At 46.5% G+C, this 17,487-nt stretch carries 12 protein-coding genes; 6 read left to right on the top strand and 6 right to left on the bottom strand.

Features of this window, described 5'->3' with window-relative positions:
* Positions 1-465 precede the first annotated feature (465 nt).
* The 6 genes from betI to choV all read left to right on the top strand — a co-directional run bounded on the left by betI (position 466) and on the right by choV (position 7,321).
* Positions 466-1,065: a transcriptional regulator BetI gene (gene betI / locus KIO97_RS13825; RefSeq protein WP_041060594.1), complete on the top strand. Its 600-nt coding sequence runs from the start codon at positions 466-468 to the stop codon at positions 1,063-1,065.
* A gap of 16 nt (positions 1,066-1,081) precedes the next feature.
* Positions 1,082-2,542 (top strand): betaine-aldehyde dehydrogenase, encoded by a 1,461-nt coding sequence (gene betB, locus KIO97_RS13820; protein ID WP_285383026.1) that lies wholly within the window; start codon positions 1,082-1,084, stop codon positions 2,540-2,542.
* 19 nt (positions 2,543-2,561) lie between these two features.
* Positions 2,562-4,262, top strand: coding sequence for a choline dehydrogenase (gene betA, locus KIO97_RS13815; RefSeq protein WP_285383024.1), 1,701 nt, complete (start codon positions 2,562-2,564; stop codon positions 4,260-4,262).
* Positions 4,263-4,291: 29 nt separating this feature from the next.
* Positions 4,292-5,230: a choline ABC transporter substrate-binding protein gene (locus tag KIO97_RS13810; RefSeq protein ID WP_285383022.1), complete on the top strand. Its 939-nt coding sequence runs from the start codon at positions 4,292-4,294 to the stop codon at positions 5,228-5,230.
* A 62-nt stretch (positions 5,231-5,292) separates the two neighbouring features.
* Positions 5,293-6,135 (top strand): choline ABC transporter permease subunit, encoded by an 843-nt coding sequence (gene choW / locus KIO97_RS13805; protein ID WP_005425967.1) that lies wholly within the window; start codon positions 5,293-5,295, stop codon positions 6,133-6,135.
* A 1-nt stretch (position 6,136) separates the two neighbouring features.
* Positions 6,137-7,321, top strand: coding sequence for a choline ABC transporter ATP-binding protein (choV, locus tag KIO97_RS13800; RefSeq protein WP_285383020.1), 1,185 nt, complete (start codon positions 6,137-6,139; stop codon positions 7,319-7,321).
* A 162-nt stretch (positions 7,322-7,483) separates the two neighbouring features.
* Here the strand turns inward: choV and KIO97_RS13795 are convergent, their stop codons facing one another.
* From KIO97_RS13795 to KIO97_RS13770, 6 genes are all read right to left on the bottom strand, one after another.
* On the bottom strand, positions 7,484-8,140 hold the full coding sequence (locus tag KIO97_RS13795) for an NAD(P)H-dependent oxidoreductase (RefSeq protein WP_050919254.1): 657 nt from the start codon (positions 8,138-8,140) through the stop codon (positions 7,484-7,486).
* Positions 8,141-8,359: 219 nt separating this feature from the next.
* Positions 8,360-9,151, bottom strand: a complete 792-nt coding sequence (locus KIO97_RS13790; protein WP_050904460.1) for a slipin family protein — start codon at positions 9,149-9,151, stop codon at positions 8,360-8,362.
* A 9-nt stretch (positions 9,152-9,160) separates the two neighbouring features.
* The gene (locus KIO97_RS13785; protein ID WP_285383018.1) at positions 9,161-10,528 is read right to left on the bottom strand and encodes a nodulation protein NfeD; all 1,368 of its coding nucleotides are present in this window, start codon (positions 10,526-10,528) and stop codon (positions 9,161-9,163) included.
* A gap of 402 nt (positions 10,529-10,930) precedes the next feature.
* Positions 10,931-12,598 carry a response regulator gene (locus tag KIO97_RS13780; protein ID WP_285383016.1) on the bottom strand — a complete coding sequence of 556 codons (1,668 nt, stop codon included), beginning with the start codon at positions 12,596-12,598 and terminating at the stop codon, positions 10,931-10,933.
* Positions 12,599-12,657: 59 nt separating this feature from the next.
* The gene (locus KIO97_RS13775) at positions 12,658-13,800 is read right to left on the bottom strand and encodes an EAL domain-containing protein (RefSeq protein ID WP_285383014.1); all 1,143 of its coding nucleotides are present in this window, start codon (positions 13,798-13,800) and stop codon (positions 12,658-12,660) included.
* Entirely contained in the window at positions 13,801-17,403 is a 3,603-nt protein-coding gene (locus tag KIO97_RS13770) for an ATP-binding protein (RefSeq protein ID WP_285383012.1), read from the bottom strand. It abuts the gene before it with no gap.
* Between the last annotated feature and the right edge of the window lie 84 nt (positions 17,404-17,487).

Here is a 17,487-nt window from a genome sequence, read left to right as displayed (position 1 = left end):
GGAAAGAGAAAATGAGTTTTGATCTTGAGGAAAAATTGTAGGAGGCGACGCAATATAGCTAGCATGCTTGGGGGCAGCTTGTTTTACATTTGAAAGCAGAATAGAGGATAGTCGAATGACCTTCACTCAATTGACAACTCTAAAAATAAAACGTGCTGAAATTATTTGAGTTCATTGTATTTGTCTTTATTTATACTTTTGATGCGCACGAATTGCTCATGAGCTGGTATCTCTATAACTTGCATTAAATGTAGTTTAATTGCTGATTATTATGGTTTTTGTTTTTCTGTTTTTACGTGTTAAATCTTCGTAAAATCTATCTTTTCTCAAGTTTTAGTAATGATTGTAGTCGAAATGATTCGGCTGTATCTGTCATTTTTTCTAGATAATTAGTTTGAGTTCGAACTAAATTTAAGGCATTTTATATTTAACTAACCGTTCAATTAAAAATAACAAGGATGTAAAATGCCCAAGGTTGGGATGCCTGAAATCAGAAAACCGCAGCTAGTCAAAGCGACGATGTCGGTCATTGACAGAGTTGGTTTACACGCCGCGAGTATCTCGTTGATCAGCAAAGAAGCAGGGGTATCAACGGGGATCATTAATCACTATTTCGGTGGTAAGCACGGTCTGTTAGAAGAGACAATGCGTGAGATCCTGCGCCAGCTTTCTGCCACCATCAAAGAGAACCTAAGCCAGCTGCCAGCTGATGCGCATCATCAACGTATTAATGCCATCATCGACGGCAACTTTGTGGGTTTCCAAGCCGAGAACCAAGTGGCAAAAACTTGGTTGGCGTTCTGGTCGTACTCCATGCATGACGCGCAGCTCAAACGTTTGCAACGAGTGAATGAACGACGCCTCCTTTCTCACCTAAAAAAAGAATTAAAAGCTTTGCTGGATCAAGACCAAGCAGAGCTAGTAGCGCATGGTATTGCGTCACTGATTGATGGCATTTGGCTGCGCGGAACGCTCAACCCGCAAGGCATCGATGCCGAGAAAGCACGCGTCATCATCAACGACTATCTCGATAAACAACTCACGTTCTACTCAAAACAAAAATAAAGAGTCAAACCTTCAAATGGATATGAAAGCACACTACATCGATGGTGCCATGCACCTAGGATGCTCAGAAGAACACTTCACTACATACAATCCCGCCAATGGTGAACCGCTTGCAAATGTGAAGCAGGCTAACCAGCAAGATATGCAGGCAGCAATTGAATCTGCCAAACGTGGTTTTGCGATTTGGTCTGCCATGACGGCGACAGAACGAAGCCGCATTTTGCTTAAAGCGGTGGCGCTACTTCGTGAAAGGAATGATGAATTGGCGGCACTAGAAGTTGCGGATACAGGCAAACCGATCCAAGAAGCGAATTGCGTAGACATTGTAACGGGCGCAGATGTGATCGAATACTACGCAGGTCTTGCGCCTAGCATGCATGGCGAACAACAACCGCTGAATGAATCGCAGTTTTTCTACACTCGCCGCGAACCTCTGGGTATTTGTGCTGGCATTGGTGCATGGAACTACCCAATTCAAATCGCAATGTGGAAATCTGCCCCTGCGCTTGCTGCGGGTAATGCGATGATCTTTAAACCATCAGAAGAAACTCCGTTAACCGCACTCAAATTGGCAGAAATCTACAGCGAAGCGGGATTGCCAGATGGCGTGTTCAACGTCATTCAAGGTGATTACCGAGTGGGGCAGATGCTCACCGCACATCCAGATATCGCCAAAGTCTCTTTCACGGGTGAATCTGGTACGGGCAAAGTCGTGATGGGTGACAGTGCTAATACGCTGAAGCAAGTCACCATGGAGCTTGGCGGCAAATCGCCAATGATCATTTTTGATGATGCCAAGCTAGACGACGCGGTTTCTGCTGCAATGGTGGCGAACTTCTACACACAAGGGGAGGTTTGTACGCACGGTACTCGCGTGTTCGTTCATGAAGGTATTTATGATGAGTTTGTCGCTCAACTAAAAACTCGTACTGAGTTGCTGGTGGTTGGCGATCCGCTTGATGAACAAACTCAAATTGGCGCGCTAATTTCCAAAGAACACGAATCAAAAGTTCTTTCCGCAATTGAACAAGCGAAAGCAACCAAAGCAACGTTGCTGACTGGTGGCTACAAAGTCACAGACAATGGTTTGGCGAGCGGTAACTTTGTTGTGCCAACGGTTTTCATTGATTGCGAAGACGACATGCCGCATGTGAAGCAAGAGATCTTTGGTCCCGTAATGTCAGTGCTTAAGTTCAGTGATGAAGACGAAGTGATTGCACGCGCTAACAACACCGATTACGGACTTGCGGCTGGGGTGTTCACGCAAAACCTCTCTCGTGCACACCGCGTTATTCATCAAATCCAAGCAGGCATTTGTTGGATTAATACGTGGGGCGATTCCCCAGCCGAAATGCCCGTTGGCGGTTACAAACTGTCTGGCATTGGACGTGAAAACGGCGTTGAAACCCTTAAGCATTACACCCAAACCAAGAGCGTGTTAGTGCATTTGGGTGATTTCGATAGCCCTTACGCGTAATCAGTCTGGAGGATTTGTAATGCAACAACACTACGACTACATCATCGTCGGTGCTGGCTCGGCAGGTTGTGTTTTGGCGGATCGCCTGAGTGAAAGCGGTCAGCACCAAGTCTTACTGCTGGAAGCGGGTGGCTCAGACAAGAGCATATTCATCCAAATGCCAACGGCGCTGTCTTACCCAATGAACACCGAAAAGTACGCATGGCAGTTCGAAACTGTAGCGGAAGAGGGATTAGACGGACGCCAACTGCATTGTCCACGCGGCAAAGTGTTAGGTGGTAGCTCTTCGATCAATGGCATGGTTTATGTTCGTGGTCATGCTTGTGACTTTGATGAATGGGAAGCAGAAGGCGCGAAAGGCTGGAACTACCAAGCGTGTCTGCCGTACTTCCGTAAAGCGGAAACATGGACAGGTGGCGCAGACCAATACCGTGGCGACAATGGTCCGGTAGGTACGTGCAACGGCAACGACATGAAGCTGAATCCACTTTACCAAGCGTTTATTGAAGCAGGTAAAGACGCAGGCTACCCAGAAACGCAAGATTACAACGGCTATCAGCAAGAGGGCTTCGGTCCAATGCACATGACGGTAGACAAAGGCGTGCGTGCTTCCACCTCTAACGCTTACTTAAGCCGTACAAAAAAGCGCAGCAACTTCACCTTGATGAAAGGCGTAACTGCTCACCGTATTTTGCTTGAAGGCAAGAAAGCGGTCGGCATTGAGTTTGAGCAATCTGGCAAAATCAAACAGTGCTTTGCTAACAAAGAGGTTGTGTCGAGTGCGGGTTCCATCGGCTCGGTACAACTGCTGCAACTTTCGGGTATTGGTCCTAAGACTGTGCTTGAGAAAGCGGGCATTGAAGTGAAACACGCACTAGAAGGCGTGGGTAAGAACTTACAAGACCACCTTGAAGTGTACTTCCAGTACCACTGTAAACAGCCGATCACGCTTAACAGCAAGTTAGGTTTGATCAGCAAAGGTTTGATTGGTACGGAGTGGATTCTGACGCGCAAAGGTCTGGGCGCAACCAACCACTTTGAATCGTGTGCGTTCATCCGCTCTCGTGAAGGGTTGAAATCACCAAATATTCAATATCACTTCCTACCTGCAGCAATGCGTTATGACGGACGCGCTGCGTTTGATGGTCACGGTTTCCAAGTGCATGTTGGTCCAAACAAGCCTGAGAGTCGCGGCAGTGTCGAAGTGGTTTCTGCTAACCCAAATGACAAACCAAAAATCGAGTTCAATTACATCTCGACGGAACAAGATAAGCAGGATTGGCGAGACTGTATTCGCCTAACGCGTGAAATCCTCAATCAACCTGCAATGGATGCGTTCCGCGGTGAAGAAATTCAACCTGGTCTTAACATCACCAGTGACGAAGCGATTGATGAATGGGTGAAGCAAAATGTAGAAAGTGCTTATCACCCATCGTGTAGCTGCAAAATGGGCTCGAACGATGACCCAATGGCAGTTCTAAATGAAGCCTGCCAAGTGCGCGGCATTGAAGGCTTGCGCGTAGTGGATTCATCCATATTCCCAACCATTCCGAATGGCAACTTAAACGCACCAACCATCATGGTCGCAGAGCGTGCTGCGGACATGATCTTGGGGAACGTACTCGAAGAATCGAATAACACACCGGTTTGGATTGCTCCGAACTGGCAAGAGACGCAAAGAATGCGTCCGCCGAAAAGAGACTTAAGCTCAATCTCATAAAGTCAGTAATTATTACAAGGAATTTAAACATGTCTACGATGACAAAAATCTTTTCATCTATCGCGCTGAGTGCAGTAGCGACAGGTGCTTACGCTAACCAATGTGAAACTGTTCGATTTGCCGATGTCGGCTGGACAGACATTACTGCAACTACTGCTGTTACCTCTGAGCTGCTAAAAGGCTTGGGCTACAAAACCAAGACCGATCTTCTGTCTGTACCTGTGACGTACTCTTCAATGGCAAACGGCGACATTGACGTATTCCTAGGTAACTGGATGCCAACCATGGAAGGCGATATCGCCAAGTACCGTGAAGCTGGCACAGTGGAAACCGTTCGCGCAAACCTTGAAGGCGCGAAATACACACTAGCTGTGCCAAAGTACGTGTATGACGCTGGTGTGAAAAGCTTTGCTGACTTGGCAAAACATGCCGACAAATTTAAAGACCGCATCTACGGGATTGAGCCGGGCAACGATGGCAACCGTTTGATCCAAGATATGATCGACAGCGATGCATTCGGCTTGAAAGACTTCAGCCTAGTGGAATCAAGCGAAGCGGGCATGGTGTCTCAAGTGTCTCGTGCTGTACGTCGTAACCAATGGATCGTTTACCTAGGTTGGGCTCCGCACCCAATGAACAGCAATGTGGAGATGGAATACCTATCTGGCGGTGACGACTTCTTTGGTCCTAACTACGGCGGTGCAAATGTTTACACCAACGTGCGCCAAGACTACCTATCTGAGTGTCAAAACGTGGGTCAACTGCTTAAGAATCTAGAGTTCAGCCTAGAGATGGAAAACCAGTTGATGGAAGCGATTCTGAACCAAAAACAGAAGCCAGCGAAAGCAGCACAAGAGTGGTTGAATGCTAACCCACAACAATTTGAAGCGTGGCTAGAAGGCGTGAAGACGCTGGACGGCGAAGATGCAAAACAAGCGATTACTTCTTACCTAAAAACAAACGCTTAATCATTCCTCTCTTTAGGAAAAGGTGGGCAGCGATGCCCGCCTTTTAACACAAAGGTTTTATTGTGAATTTTATTACGGACAACAAACTTCCGTTGGGCGAATGGATGGAAACAGGCGTAGATTGGTTAACCATGAACGCGTCGGGTTTCTTTGATGCTATCTCTATTTTTCTCGAAACCATCATTCTATTCGTGGTGGATATTTTTAAATGGATGCCACCGGCAGCACCAATCATCATGACGGCAGCGATTGCGTGGTTCCTACACCGTAGCATTCCTTTAGTTGTGTTTATCGTGCTGGCGCTGCTGACTATCCTTAACCTCGGCTACTGGCAAGAAATGCTGGAAACCTTTGTTCTCGTCTTCGCTGCGACAACGATTTCCGTATTAATTGGCGTGCCGCTTGGCATCATGGCGGCGCATCGCCCATGGCTGTATACCTTATTGCGCCCGATACTCGATTTAATGCAGACCGTACCAACGTTTGTGTACCTGATCCCAACATTGGTTCTGTTTGGTTTAGGCATCGTTCCGGGGCTGATTTCCACTATTATCTTTGCTATCGCCGCGCCGATTCGTTTGACTTACCTTGGCATCACCAAAGTGCCAGAAGAGCTGATTGAAGCGGGTAAAGCGTTTGGTGCAAGCCGCATGAAATTGCTATTCAAAGTCGAACTCCCAGCAGCATTGCCAAGCATTATGGCAGGTGTTACCCAGTGCATTATGTTGTCACTTTCTATGGTGGTGATTGCTGCGCTAGTCGGTGCCGATGGCTTGGGTAAACCAGTCGTACGAGCACTGAACACCGTGAATATTTCTCAAGGCTTTGAAGCGGGTTTAGCGATTGTGTTAGTCGCGATTATTCTCGACCGTTTGTGCAAAGCACCAAACCAAAAGGAGGCATAACATGGATGCAATTACGATTGAAAACCTCGACGTTGTGTTTGGTCAGCAGCAAGAGCAAGCATTGGCGCTATTAGACCAAGGCAAGTCTCGTCAAGAGATCATTGATGAGACCGGACAAGTGGTTGGTGTTGATAAAGTCTCAATGAGCGTCAAACAAGGTGAGATCTGTGTATTGATGGGGCTTTCCGGTTCGGGTAAATCCAGCCTCCTTCGTGCCGTTAATGGTTTGAATGAGATCTCTCGCGGCTCACTCAAAATCAAAGATGGCGACGACATGGTAGAGCTTGCCAACTGTGACGAACAAACTCTACGTAACCTGCGTACTCATCGCGTGTCGATGGTGTTCCAAAAGTTTGCGCTTATGCCGTGGTTAACGGTATTGGATAACGTGGCATTTGGTCTTGAGATGCAGGGCATTGGCAAAGCTGAGCGACGTAAAAAAGCACGCGAGCAACTAGAAATGGTTGGGCTGAGCGAGTGGGAGAGCAAGTTCCCACATGAGCTTTCTGGCGGCATGCAGCAGCGTGTTGGTTTGGCTCGCGCTTTTGCTATGGATACCGACATCTTGTTAATGGATGAACCGTTTTCTGCGCTCGACCCTTTGATTCGCGCTCAGCTTCAAGATGAATTGATTCAACTGCAAGAGAAGCTCAACAAGACGATTTTGTTTGTGAGCCACGACCTAGATGAAGCGCTGAAAATCGGCAACAACATCGCCATTATGGAATCGGGCAAACTGATTCAACACGGCAAGCCTGAGGAAATCATCCTTGCGCCGGAAAACGACTATGTTGCAGATTTTGTGGCTCACACGAATCCGCTCAATGTTTTGAAAGGTCGTTCATTGATGCAAGCCAGCACCGAGCTTAAGCAGCAAAATGACCGTGTGTTGGTGTGTGCAGATAAGCAGATTTGGATCGAGCAAGAGCCGAAGGGTGTCACGCTAGTGGATTCCGATAAGTCATTGGTGAATTGGGAAAGCGATTCAACCACACTCGACGACATCGGCGAAAGCACGGTCGTTCAAGCCAATCCAGATATCAGCATGCGTGAGGCGATTGAACTGAAGCAACGCAGTAATCAACCTATCTTGCTAGTAGAAGAGAACAAGCTAGTGGGCGTACTGAGTGATAATGAATTGTATGACGCGCTGCTTGGTAACTTTAAGTCCAAGCAAGTAGCGTAGCTGTCTCTCACTCAAAACGTTTGTTGAGCCCCCCTCAGCAAAACAAAAAAAGAGCCGTACTCTTAGACAAAGACACTAAGACGTACGGCTCTTTCAATTTGAACAATGATTTAGATAGCTAGGCTCTAGGCTAGGAACCATGGAGCTAGGAGACGATGCTCATTAAAGAGTAGTAATCACGTCATCCATGTGTAGACGCGCTTTAGGTAGACCGTGGTTGTAGTCTTCGCCGTCTTTGTGATAACCGATTGCTAGTGCAACTTCACATACGTGACCGTCTAGTTCTGTTTTGAACTCTTCGCCGATCAGTGTTGGGTCTACACCTTCCATTGGAGTTGAGTCGATACCTAGACGCGCTAGTGTGTGCATTAGGTTACCAAGCGCGATGTAAACTTGCGCCTTCGTCCAGCCACCGTTGTAGCCGTTCTCATCTGTGTTTGCCTCAGCAAATGCGTAAGCACCCATGAAAGTGTCGTACATCTCGGCTGGTAGGTGGCCAGAAGTTACTTCAGCATCAACACGCTTCGCAAATTTCTCTTTAGTGAATTTTGGATCGTACGCTAGCAGAATAGTGTGAGACGCTGCTTTAGCGTGCGGTTGGTTGAACTGGTGCATGTTAGCAAACGTGTCGTGGAAACGCTGTTTCGCTTCGTCGCTCTCAATTACGATGAATTTCCAAGGCTGAGAGTTGATAGAAGACGCAGATAGGCGAATCGCTTCTTTGATGATTGCCATATCTTCTTGAGAGATGCGTTTCTCTTCGTCGTATTTTTTCGCTGTGTAACGGTTGTTTAGGTCTGTAATGATTTGATGAGACACGTTTATATCCTCTTAATATTATTAGACAAATGAGGATGCGCTTAGCATCGGTAACCATGCGTACCTCGAAAGTGAGTCCATCATATCGACTTTTATCGAATTGATAATACGTGTTTCGTTTAAATCACTTTCTATTTTTTATTGAAAATCAAAAGGGGCCTCGAGCGAAGTTAAAAAGAAAGGGAGCCATTTTGCTCCCTTTTATTTTGTTGCTCCCGTTTACTCTTTCCCTTCTTCCGATTCTCCCTGATTTTTCTTCACAGCCTTGGCGATATCGGAAACCGCTTCGACAAGATTGATTGGCATCGGGAAGATGATGGTTGATGTCTTGTCTGTGGTGATTTCAGTGAGCGTTTGCATGTATCGAAGTTGCAACGCATTTGGCGCTTCATTGAGCATTTCTGCCGCTTCTTTCAATTTGCTAGATGCTTCTAACTCACCGGTTGCGTGGATGATCTTCGCTCGGCGGTTACGTTCTGCTTCGGCTTGGCGGGCAAGGGCGCGCACCATGCTGTCGTTAAGATCGACATGTTTCACTTCAACCGTTGCTATCTTGATTCCCCAATCGTCAGTTTGCTGATCAAGAATGGCTTGGAGGTCTTTATTGAGACGTTCACGTTCTGAAAGCAATTCATCCAGTTCGTGTTGGCCAAGCACTGAACGCAGTGTTGTTTGTGCTAGCTGGCTAGTGGCGTCGCTATAGCTTTCAATATTGTTGATTGCCATTTGTGGGTCGACCACTCGGAAGTAAACCACGGCGTTGACTCTGACCGATACGTTGTCACGGGTGATTAAATCTTGAGTTGGAACATCCAAAACAATGGTACGTAAGTCGACGCGAACCATTTGTTGAATGAAGGGGATCAAGATGATCAAACCTGGTCCTTTCACTTCTTGGAAGCGACCGAGAAAGAACACCACGCCGCGCTCGTACTCACGCAGCACCTTGAACATTTGCGTTGCCAGTGCAAACAATAAAACGATGATAACGGCAACAGTGTAAAGCATCATAAGCGCCTCCTATTCCTTAGGGCGGTCACTGGGTTTCACGGTTAGGGTCAACCCTTTAATTTTCACCACAGTCACGTGGTCACCTTGTTTCAATTTCTGTTCTGCTTTGGCTTGCCATAGCGCTCCGTCTAATTGCACTCGACCGGTACCATCAACAAAATCATCGCTCACAACGGCGAGTTTACCCGGGAAGTTTTCGAGCCCTGTAATGGCTTTTTTACTGCGAATTTTAAGAAGCAAGCCAACCGTAATGACGATGAGCCCCACAGAGAAAATCGCGATACCGAAAATCAGTGGCAGGGCAATTTGGAAACCGGGTATATCGCTGTCCATTAGGAAGATTGAGCCAAGCACAAATGCAACGACACCGCCTAAACCGAGTATGCCAAAGCTCGGGTTAAAGGCTTCAGCAATCATCAGAGCAATACCAAGCAGCAGTAGTCCCAAACCAACGTAATTCACAGGCATCATTTGAAGCGCGTACATGGCAAGCAACAGACAAATCCCGCCGAGCACGCCGGGTAAGCCGATACCTGGGTTGTAGAACTCCAGAAGCAAGCCATAAATACCAATCAGCATGAGGATGTAAGCTACGTTGGGATTGGTGATCACCGCCAGCATTTCTGCACGCCAGTCTGGAACGCGCTCCACCCAAGTTGGGTTATCTAACGCCAGCTTAAACGGGTTGCCGTTGAGTTTGACGTCGATGCCATTAATCGTTGAAACCAAGTCTTCCGGTGAGTTGGCTATGAAGTCGATGACGTTGAGTTCTAACGCTTCGGTTGCGTCTAAACTGGCCGCCATACTGACTGCTTTTTCTGCCCATTCGGCGTTTCTATCATGTAGTCGCGCTAAGCCTTTGATGTAGGCTCTGGCATCATTAATGACCTTCTTTTCCATTGCGGTTTTGGCAGGCACTTCGTCCGAGGCTTTTTCTGTGGATTCCGGTTGTGAATCTGTTGAGTCGTTACCTTCGTCTGAAGACGGTTGTTGTGGTGCGCCACCCAAGGCTACGGGAGTTGCGGCGCCCAAGTTAGTGGCTTCTGCCATAGCTGCGACATGGCTGGCGAGCAGAATGTATGTTCCAGCACTAGCAGCGCGAGAGCCTGAAGGACCAACCCAAGTCGCGATAGGGACAGTGGATGTGGTGATGGCGTGTATGATATCCCTCATTGAACTATCAAGCCCGCCGGGGGTATCCATTTTTAAAATGACAAGGTCAACGCCGTTTTGTTGAGCCTCTTCAATTTCTCGTGACAGATAATCACTCAGAGCGGGCCCAATTGCCCCTTTGACAGGCAATACCCAAACCGTGCTTGCTAGCGCTTGGCTTGCAAACAAGAGCAGGGGAAGAAGCCACAATCGTATCTGTTTCATACAGCCATCCTTGTGTAACCACTGGGACTTATTGAAAACACTATTTAAAGTATAGATACGCGTGGACAAGAGAATCGATTTATCCGTCGCCTCCAAATGTATAAGCAAATTTACAAAAGTGAGGCTTAGCAGTGATACACACTTTCTCACGTAATCTGGGTTTTCATGCGTTGTGGTTCGTAAGAAAACCAGTAAACTGCGAGGAATCAACGACACTCAGACAAAAAGGTAAGTGGGAAGTTATGATGTTAATTGCGATTCGATTGGTGAAGCTTGCCGTTATCTGTGCGGTGTTCTTTACCATCTACGATTTGATTGCATTTGGTGAGGTGACTTGGATTAACCGTTTCTTCAACCTGTAATCCGAAAGATAAAGGGGCTAAAGCGCCCCTTTTTGCATGTCTAGTTTGCCAGTTCTGGTTCTGGAAGGTGACTGTTCACCACTGACATGTGTTGACAGCGATCTTGAGCGAGGAAGAGGAACTTGTCATAACCACTTTGCTCCAGTTCCTCACGAGAAACCAATTGTTTAACGATGTTATCGCATCGTTTGATCAACACTTCGACTTCCAACGATGACTTGTTGCTTGGAAAGGCGCGCGTCAGCACTTTAATGATGTTGATGCACACCGTCCGTAGTAATGGACAACGGGCCTGTAGCTCAATCAAAGCATCAATCAAGGCTTGATAGTCCTGTTCTGCCGCTCGGATTTTTCTGTATTGCTCTTGCATCCAAGTTTGGCGTTCTGCATTGTCTGTTTCTAGGGCGCGACCAAGGGTAATCTTACTCGAAAGAATCGTGTCACTTGAGTCGGTTTGTAGATTCTCAAAACACCAAGTAATGGCGTTGGAAAACTCTGATTCAAAGTTCATCTCATGCAGCAACCACGCTAGGTGAAATTGCGCATAAAAGTGAGCGAAGGGCTTACGCCGATACAAATCACTGAGCACTTTAAACGCTGAAACGTACTGGTTTTCTTCAATGGCAATGTGCGCGGCGATCAGGTCGAGCTCGTCTTGAATTGCCCTGTTTTCTGGTCCGCTCGTGATCGACTTAAATAAATTTTTGGCTTGAACAAGAAGATCCTCTCGGCCTTCAAGTTTACGCACACAATAGAGCAAGATTCGAATCATGTTGAGCTTGGCAAAGGTATTGTTGCGGTAAGTGTCTTTGTTGATCTCCATGTATACATGGTAGTGCTTTAACGCAGAATGATAGTCATGTTCCGCCAAGCATAAATTGACGATCACCAGTTCACGCTCCGAATTGCCTTCAACCAAGCTGTTTGCCAACTCTAAATGCCTAATTGCACTTGGTACTTCTCGGTTAAGCATGCTGAAGTTAGCCGCGCACTCGCGTATATCTACGTTGTTTGGTGACTCTTCTAACAAGGCGCGTACTAGGCGTTGTGCTTCGTCGTGTTCACCCAGTGTGACTAGCGTGTTTGCTAAGCCGATTTTTGCCCAGTTAACGTCTTTACGTTCAATGACTTGCTCGTAAACGACTTTGGCTTCTTGATGCAGTTTCAAACGCGTTAAGAAGTCGGCCCGAAACTTTTCGATAATGAAAAAATACTCAGAATGAAATGGTGTCAGCTCATCGCATGCTTCTAATCCTGCGTGCGCATCGTTGTTGAGGTCTGCTTGATAGATGGCCTGTAAGAGGCTCTTACGCTTCACTGCAGCTGAGATACGTTCTCGCAACGTGATGGAGTTGAAAGGTTTGAGCAGGTACTCGTCCGGCTTCAGCTCAATGATGGCACGTACGATGGTCGCAGAGTTCTCACCCGTTACAAGAATAAATACGGTGTCATGGCTGAGTAATTTGAGGTGCTTAAGCTCTTCAAACAGCTGTTTTCCATTCATGCCTCGACCGAAGTTGTAGTCACAAATGATCAGGTCAATGCGCTCTTGCTGAGCAATAGAAACTGCCCCCTTTGCTAAGCGAGCTGTGAATATGCGTTTATCAGAAAAGCCAAGCTTGGTCAGCATGTTACGCAATGTCAGCACCACGATAGGCGCATCGTCGACAATTAACACATTGTACTGTGAGAAAGATTTGGTATTCATTTAAAAAGGACTCAGCAAATGAGCGTTGCGGCTGATAGCAAACAGCCGCAACGTTCGAATTAGATCAACGTTTCCAATTGTTCAAAGGGGATAGGGCGGCAGCGAACAAATCCTTGGTAAAGTTCCACGCCAAGTTCGCGTAAATACGCCAATGTTTCATCATCTTCTACACCTTCTGCCACCGATTTAAGTCCTAGTGACTTTGCTAGGTGTAGGCTCGAAATAGTGAGCTGTTGGCTCTTGAAGTTGGTCAATGCATCTTTGATAAATTGGCGGTCAATCTTTAACTCTGTATAAGGCAGCGTTGCTAACTGGCTCAGGGACGAGTAGCCGGTTCCAAAGTCGTCAATGGCTAAGCCAACGCCTCTTAAACGTAAGTTGGCGAGGTTGGCTAGCGACGTGACGCTGCAGTCGTACACTTCGTCTTCGGTCAGTTCAAGCGTGATGCGTTCAGGTGCTATTTGGTATTGTTCGCACAACGCAAATAGTCGCTCACTCATAGGTTGCTTGAGCGTCTTTTGGTTCATGTTGACTGATAAGTTGATGTTTACTTTCAGTGTGGACATGTCTTGAAGCGCGTTCTTTAGCACAATCCAGAACAGTTTATCCAACTCATTACGAACCTGAATCTCAGTAATAAACTGTGCAGGTGCAATAATGCCGTGCTTGGGGTGACGGCAACGTACTAATGCTTCGACTCCAATCAGTTGGTTATCCGACGTTGAGTATTGTGGTTGGTAATAATTGATAAACCCGCCCTCATTGAAGGCGGTGTCAATTTCGTCATCATTCATTAACACTGGCAAGCTCACGAATTGTTCTTGCGATAAGTATTGTTTGAACTCACCGAAGATCTGAGTGAGTTGCTGATTAGAAATGGGTTTAGTTAATGCGCGAACAAACCCGTAGCCCGCAGACAAGCACATGTTGTAGGTAATTTCGAGCACGTCTTGGGTCATCGCACTCAAAATCACCACGCCTTTTGGTCGTGAGCTTTCTGCAAGGGTTGAAAGTAGGTTCACCCCATTGATATCTGGTAAGTCAATATCGCAGAACATCACATCGATTGGTTGGGCCTCGCAAACGGTCGCGACTTCTGAGCCTCGATGGACGACGGTAATCGTGCCTTCAAATAGACGATTGAGCAAAATCTTAAGATTGGTTGCTTGTAATCGATCATCTTCTACAATCAAAACGTTCATTTAATTGCTCTCATTCATATTCAGCCACTGCTGTGTCGTGCTGACGATGGTTTCTAATTCGCTGATAAGTGCCGTGCGAGCCTGAACTTCTTGTTCGCTACCTACCAAAGATTCACATTGCATTGCCGCATGCCCAAGTTGGGTTAAGTTGAGGGCGGCCGCTGATCCTTTGATTCGGTGTGCTACTGACTTAAGGCTTTCCTCTCCAGAGTGAATCAGCGCGATGTCATTGCTTAGTGCTTCACAAATCACTTGTGCCATCTCGAGTCTCTCTTCATGGCTGTAGGCTTCAAGCCAATCCTCTTGAGGCTCTGCGTTAATGACTCTTGATAAGTATTGCTCACACAAGGTTTGCAGTTCGCTCAGGCTGTATGGCTTAAACAACACGGTTTCAATGCCGCTTTGTTCTGCTTTTTCAATCACGTTTCGTGAATTCTCTGCCGTACAAGTCACGACAGGAATGGACGCGAGAACCTTAGTTGCCTTGAGAGCTTGAGTCAGTTGGTAACCGTCCATATCCGGCATGTGACAGTCGGTAATCACCAAATTAAAGGGTGCCAGTTCGTTGTCGCTTTGTGCTTGTTCTAGCGCTTCAATCGCTTCTAAGCCACTTGCAGCAAGCTGGCAATTGACCCCCAGCTTTTCAAATTGACGCTTGAACAATAGTCGGTTGATCGCATCATCATCGACGACTAACACGCGTCCGTCCCACTGGTATTCTGCTGTCTGCGCTGAGTGGGTTTGCGTTATCACTTCACCGTTTAGCTTCTGCAAAATTAAATCGGGATACACGTTGGAGTAATGTGGTTCAAGCTCGATCACGTGATGCTTGCTTTCAAACTCATCCAGAGTGACTTGCCATGTGTTTAACCATCGCTGAACTTGTTTGTCTTCGGTATAGACCGGAACTAGCGCCGTCATATCGAGTGGTTGACTGATCATTGGCAAGCGTACTGTGATGGTTGTTCCTTGTTCTGTTTGGCTGTCAACCTCAATGGTGCCTTCCATTATGTCGACCAAGCTTTTGACGATAGACATGCCAAGGCCTGTGCCTCCGAAACGGCGACTGGTGCTTTTGTCCCCCTGAACAAAAGGCTGGAACAGAGTGGCTAACTGAGCATTGTTCATCCCGCATCCCGTGTCTTGTACTTTGAATTCAAGTTGGCTTGGGCTGACATGCACACTCACGATAACCTTACCTTCCTCTGTGAACTTCACCGCATTACTCAATAGGTTGTTGATGATTTGGTTGACGCGCAACCAATCCAAAGCCACTAAAGCATGAGGTGTCGGAGTCCAGTTCAACTCAAACGCCAATGACTTTCGTTCGATGATTTTCTCAAAGCTTCTTAGTGTTGCCCCGAGCTCTTGATAAACATTGCCTTTGTGAACATCTAACTGAAGTTGGTTTGCATCAATTTTTGAGAAATCCAAAATGTCATTAACTTGCAACTGTAATCGCTCTGCTGATTGCATTGCGCTCTTCAACAACTCTTTGCTCTCTTTACGTTCTAAATCTTGCTCTAACAACTCCATTAATCCCATCATTGCTGCGATTGGGGTACGGAGCTCGTGGCTGACGACCGCTAGAAAGTGTTCGCGAGCCTCGATCGCTTGCATTGCTTTCAAGTTTGATGCTTTCAACGCCGTCTCTTTCTGTTTTAGTTCACTGATGTCATCAAACACCGTCATCCGGTATTGAGTCCCTTCCTCTGGATGGAGTAGGGTCTGCTGACGCACACGGTAGTGCTTGTCGCCCAAAGAGCATAAAGATGTTTCCGTATTTTCTGAGTCTGATCTCACACACTCTCTCGTAAGATCAAGCACTTGCTCTCGTTCTTGGTCTGTAATGCCTTTATCTACATTGCAGCGCGAAAGCATGTTGATGAACGGCTTATTGGCCAGAATCTGCTTATTATTTTCATCAGATATCAAGATCTTATTAGGCAGCTGATCCAGTACAGACGATAGCCACTTGTTCTGCTTTTGGCGAATCTGAGTTTCGTATTCTTTGCGTTTAATGGTACGAGTCAGGTGGCCAGTTCTAACGATGTAAATCAGCACCGCAATTAACAAAATACAGACGCCAGCCAATGCTGAAATGACGACGATCTCTTTCTCAATACCGTAATTAACCGTTACTTTTTCATGTCGTTCTTTGAGCTGTTGAAGTTCTTCTTTGGTGGTGACTTGAAGTACGGTATCCAACACTCTGTGTAGAAACTCAGAGTCCTTCCTTAACTCCATACCCAATGCCACCCCCAATTCCATATCGTCCGGTGGTGCCACTGCTTTAAACTGCGTCCCTTGCCCTTTATAAAAATGGTGATCAATCAAATTTTGATTGACGAAGGCATGGGAGATTTTTCCATCTTCTAATGCCTTACTAAGGCTTTTAAAATCACGATAAACAGGAGAAGAGGCATACGCGGGGTTACCTAAAAAGTGCGGATAGAAATTTCCCGCACGGTCTAAAATACCGACGCTTTTTTGTGCTTGTTTGTTCAGTGACTCGATATACCCATACTGAAGAACTCCGAACGAACGTGTCGCAATAAAACGCTTTTTGTCAGTGATTGCGATGTTTCGTGTTGGGAGCACATCAACAATATGCTCCTGAAGCATTAAATCCACATCTCTGCCGTTAGGATGAATGTACTCAAATTTGAGCATGCTCTTTTGTTCGAGCAGCTTCATTAAATCGTGCACATAACCTTTGACCTCTTTGGTTTTTGGGTCTGTGTAAGACAGTGGGTATACATTGTCTTTAATGGTATAGCGAACGGTTTGTCGGCCATTTTGTTGCTCCAAAATCTCCAGCATTAACTCGTTGTGCAACACGTTGATGTTCGCTTCAATATGCATACGGCTGTGTTTGGAATCTTTAGAGTGTTTGATGTATTTGTTGATAATGCCCATCAATTGTTGAGATTCTTTCCCCGTGAAGATAGTGACAGCGCCAGGCGTGAGGGCGTTGTCATAGACCACTTTACCTGCGAGTTCGCCATGAGGATTTTTAAAACCATAAGAGCTAAGCGTAGACAGGCCTACAACTGCTGCGTCAGCTGCCCCGGTATTTAACGACGTTGTCATCATGACGCTGTTGCGCACGGTATGAACATGCTCAAAGCCGAGAGTTTCAATCTGGTCACAGGCACTTGAGTCCTTGACGCAAACCCACTTGAGTTCGCTGAGAGGAGTATTTTCCAAAGCAACGTCACGCAACCAAACTAAGCGTAAAGTCTGAAAAATCGGCTCAGAGAACAGAAAACGCTCCGCTCTTTTTTGGGTTGCAACAAATCCAACGGTGAGATCGATCTCGCTGTTTTCTAAGCCATTAAATAGGGTGTCGAGGCTGGAGTAGGGAACATACTCGGCGTCAATGTGCAGATCGTGCAACATGCTTTCTGCATACTCGATGTTAATGCCTTCTTTTGATTCTAAGTTTCCCCAATAGGGGAGCCAATCACCTGCAAGAACGCCAACCTTTAAGCTCTTTTGGTTGTCGAGAAACAATCGGTCATTCTTGCTTAGGAAATCTTCCGCTAAAGCACTGAAAGAGAGAGTGATAAGCAATGCTGCGATTGAGGCAAACAGTTTCAAGGTTTTATTTTTCCAAGTAGGGCGCGAGTCAAAAAAGGGGGCGGAATCGTATAGCTTTTCACCGTTATTCGCCAATCAAGGATG

It is taken from the genome of Vibrio sp. B181a, assembly GCF_030248375.1.
Classification (GTDB): Bacteria; Pseudomonadota; Gammaproteobacteria; order Enterobacterales; family Vibrionaceae; genus Vibrio; species Vibrio campbellii.
This window is presented reverse-complemented; position numbering and strand designations above follow the sequence as displayed.

Bases quoted from the DNA above. Each gene is read 5' to 3' on its own strand.
- KIO97_RS13785 (WP_285383018.1), bottom strand. From the start codon at position 10,528: ATGAAACAGATACGATTGTGGCTTCTTCCCCTGCTCTTGTTTGCAAGC.
- KIO97_RS13775 (WP_285383014.1), bottom strand. From the start codon at position 13,800: ATGAACGTTTTGATTGTAGAAGATGATCGATTACAAGCAACCAATCTT.
- betB (WP_285383026.1), top strand. From the start codon at position 1,082: ATGGATATGAAAGCACACTACATCGATGGTGCCATGCACCTAGGATGC.
- KIO97_RS13790 (WP_050904460.1), bottom strand. From the start codon at position 9,151: ATGATGCTTTACACTGTTGCCGTTATCATCGTTTTATTGTTTGCACTG.
- betI (WP_041060594.1), top strand. From the start codon at position 466: ATGCCCAAGGTTGGGATGCCTGAAATCAGAAAACCGCAGCTAGTCAAA.
- KIO97_RS13810 (WP_285383022.1), top strand. From the start codon at position 4,292: ATGTCTACGATGACAAAAATCTTTTCATCTATCGCGCTGAGTGCAGTA.
- betA (WP_285383024.1), top strand. From the start codon at position 2,562: ATGCAACAACACTACGACTACATCATCGTCGGTGCTGGCTCGGCAGGT.
- choV (WP_285383020.1), top strand. From the start codon at position 6,137: ATGGATGCAATTACGATTGAAAACCTCGACGTTGTGTTTGGTCAGCAG.
- KIO97_RS13780 (WP_285383016.1), bottom strand. From the start codon at position 12,598: ATGAATACCAAATCTTTCTCACAGTACAATGTGTTAATTGTCGACGAT.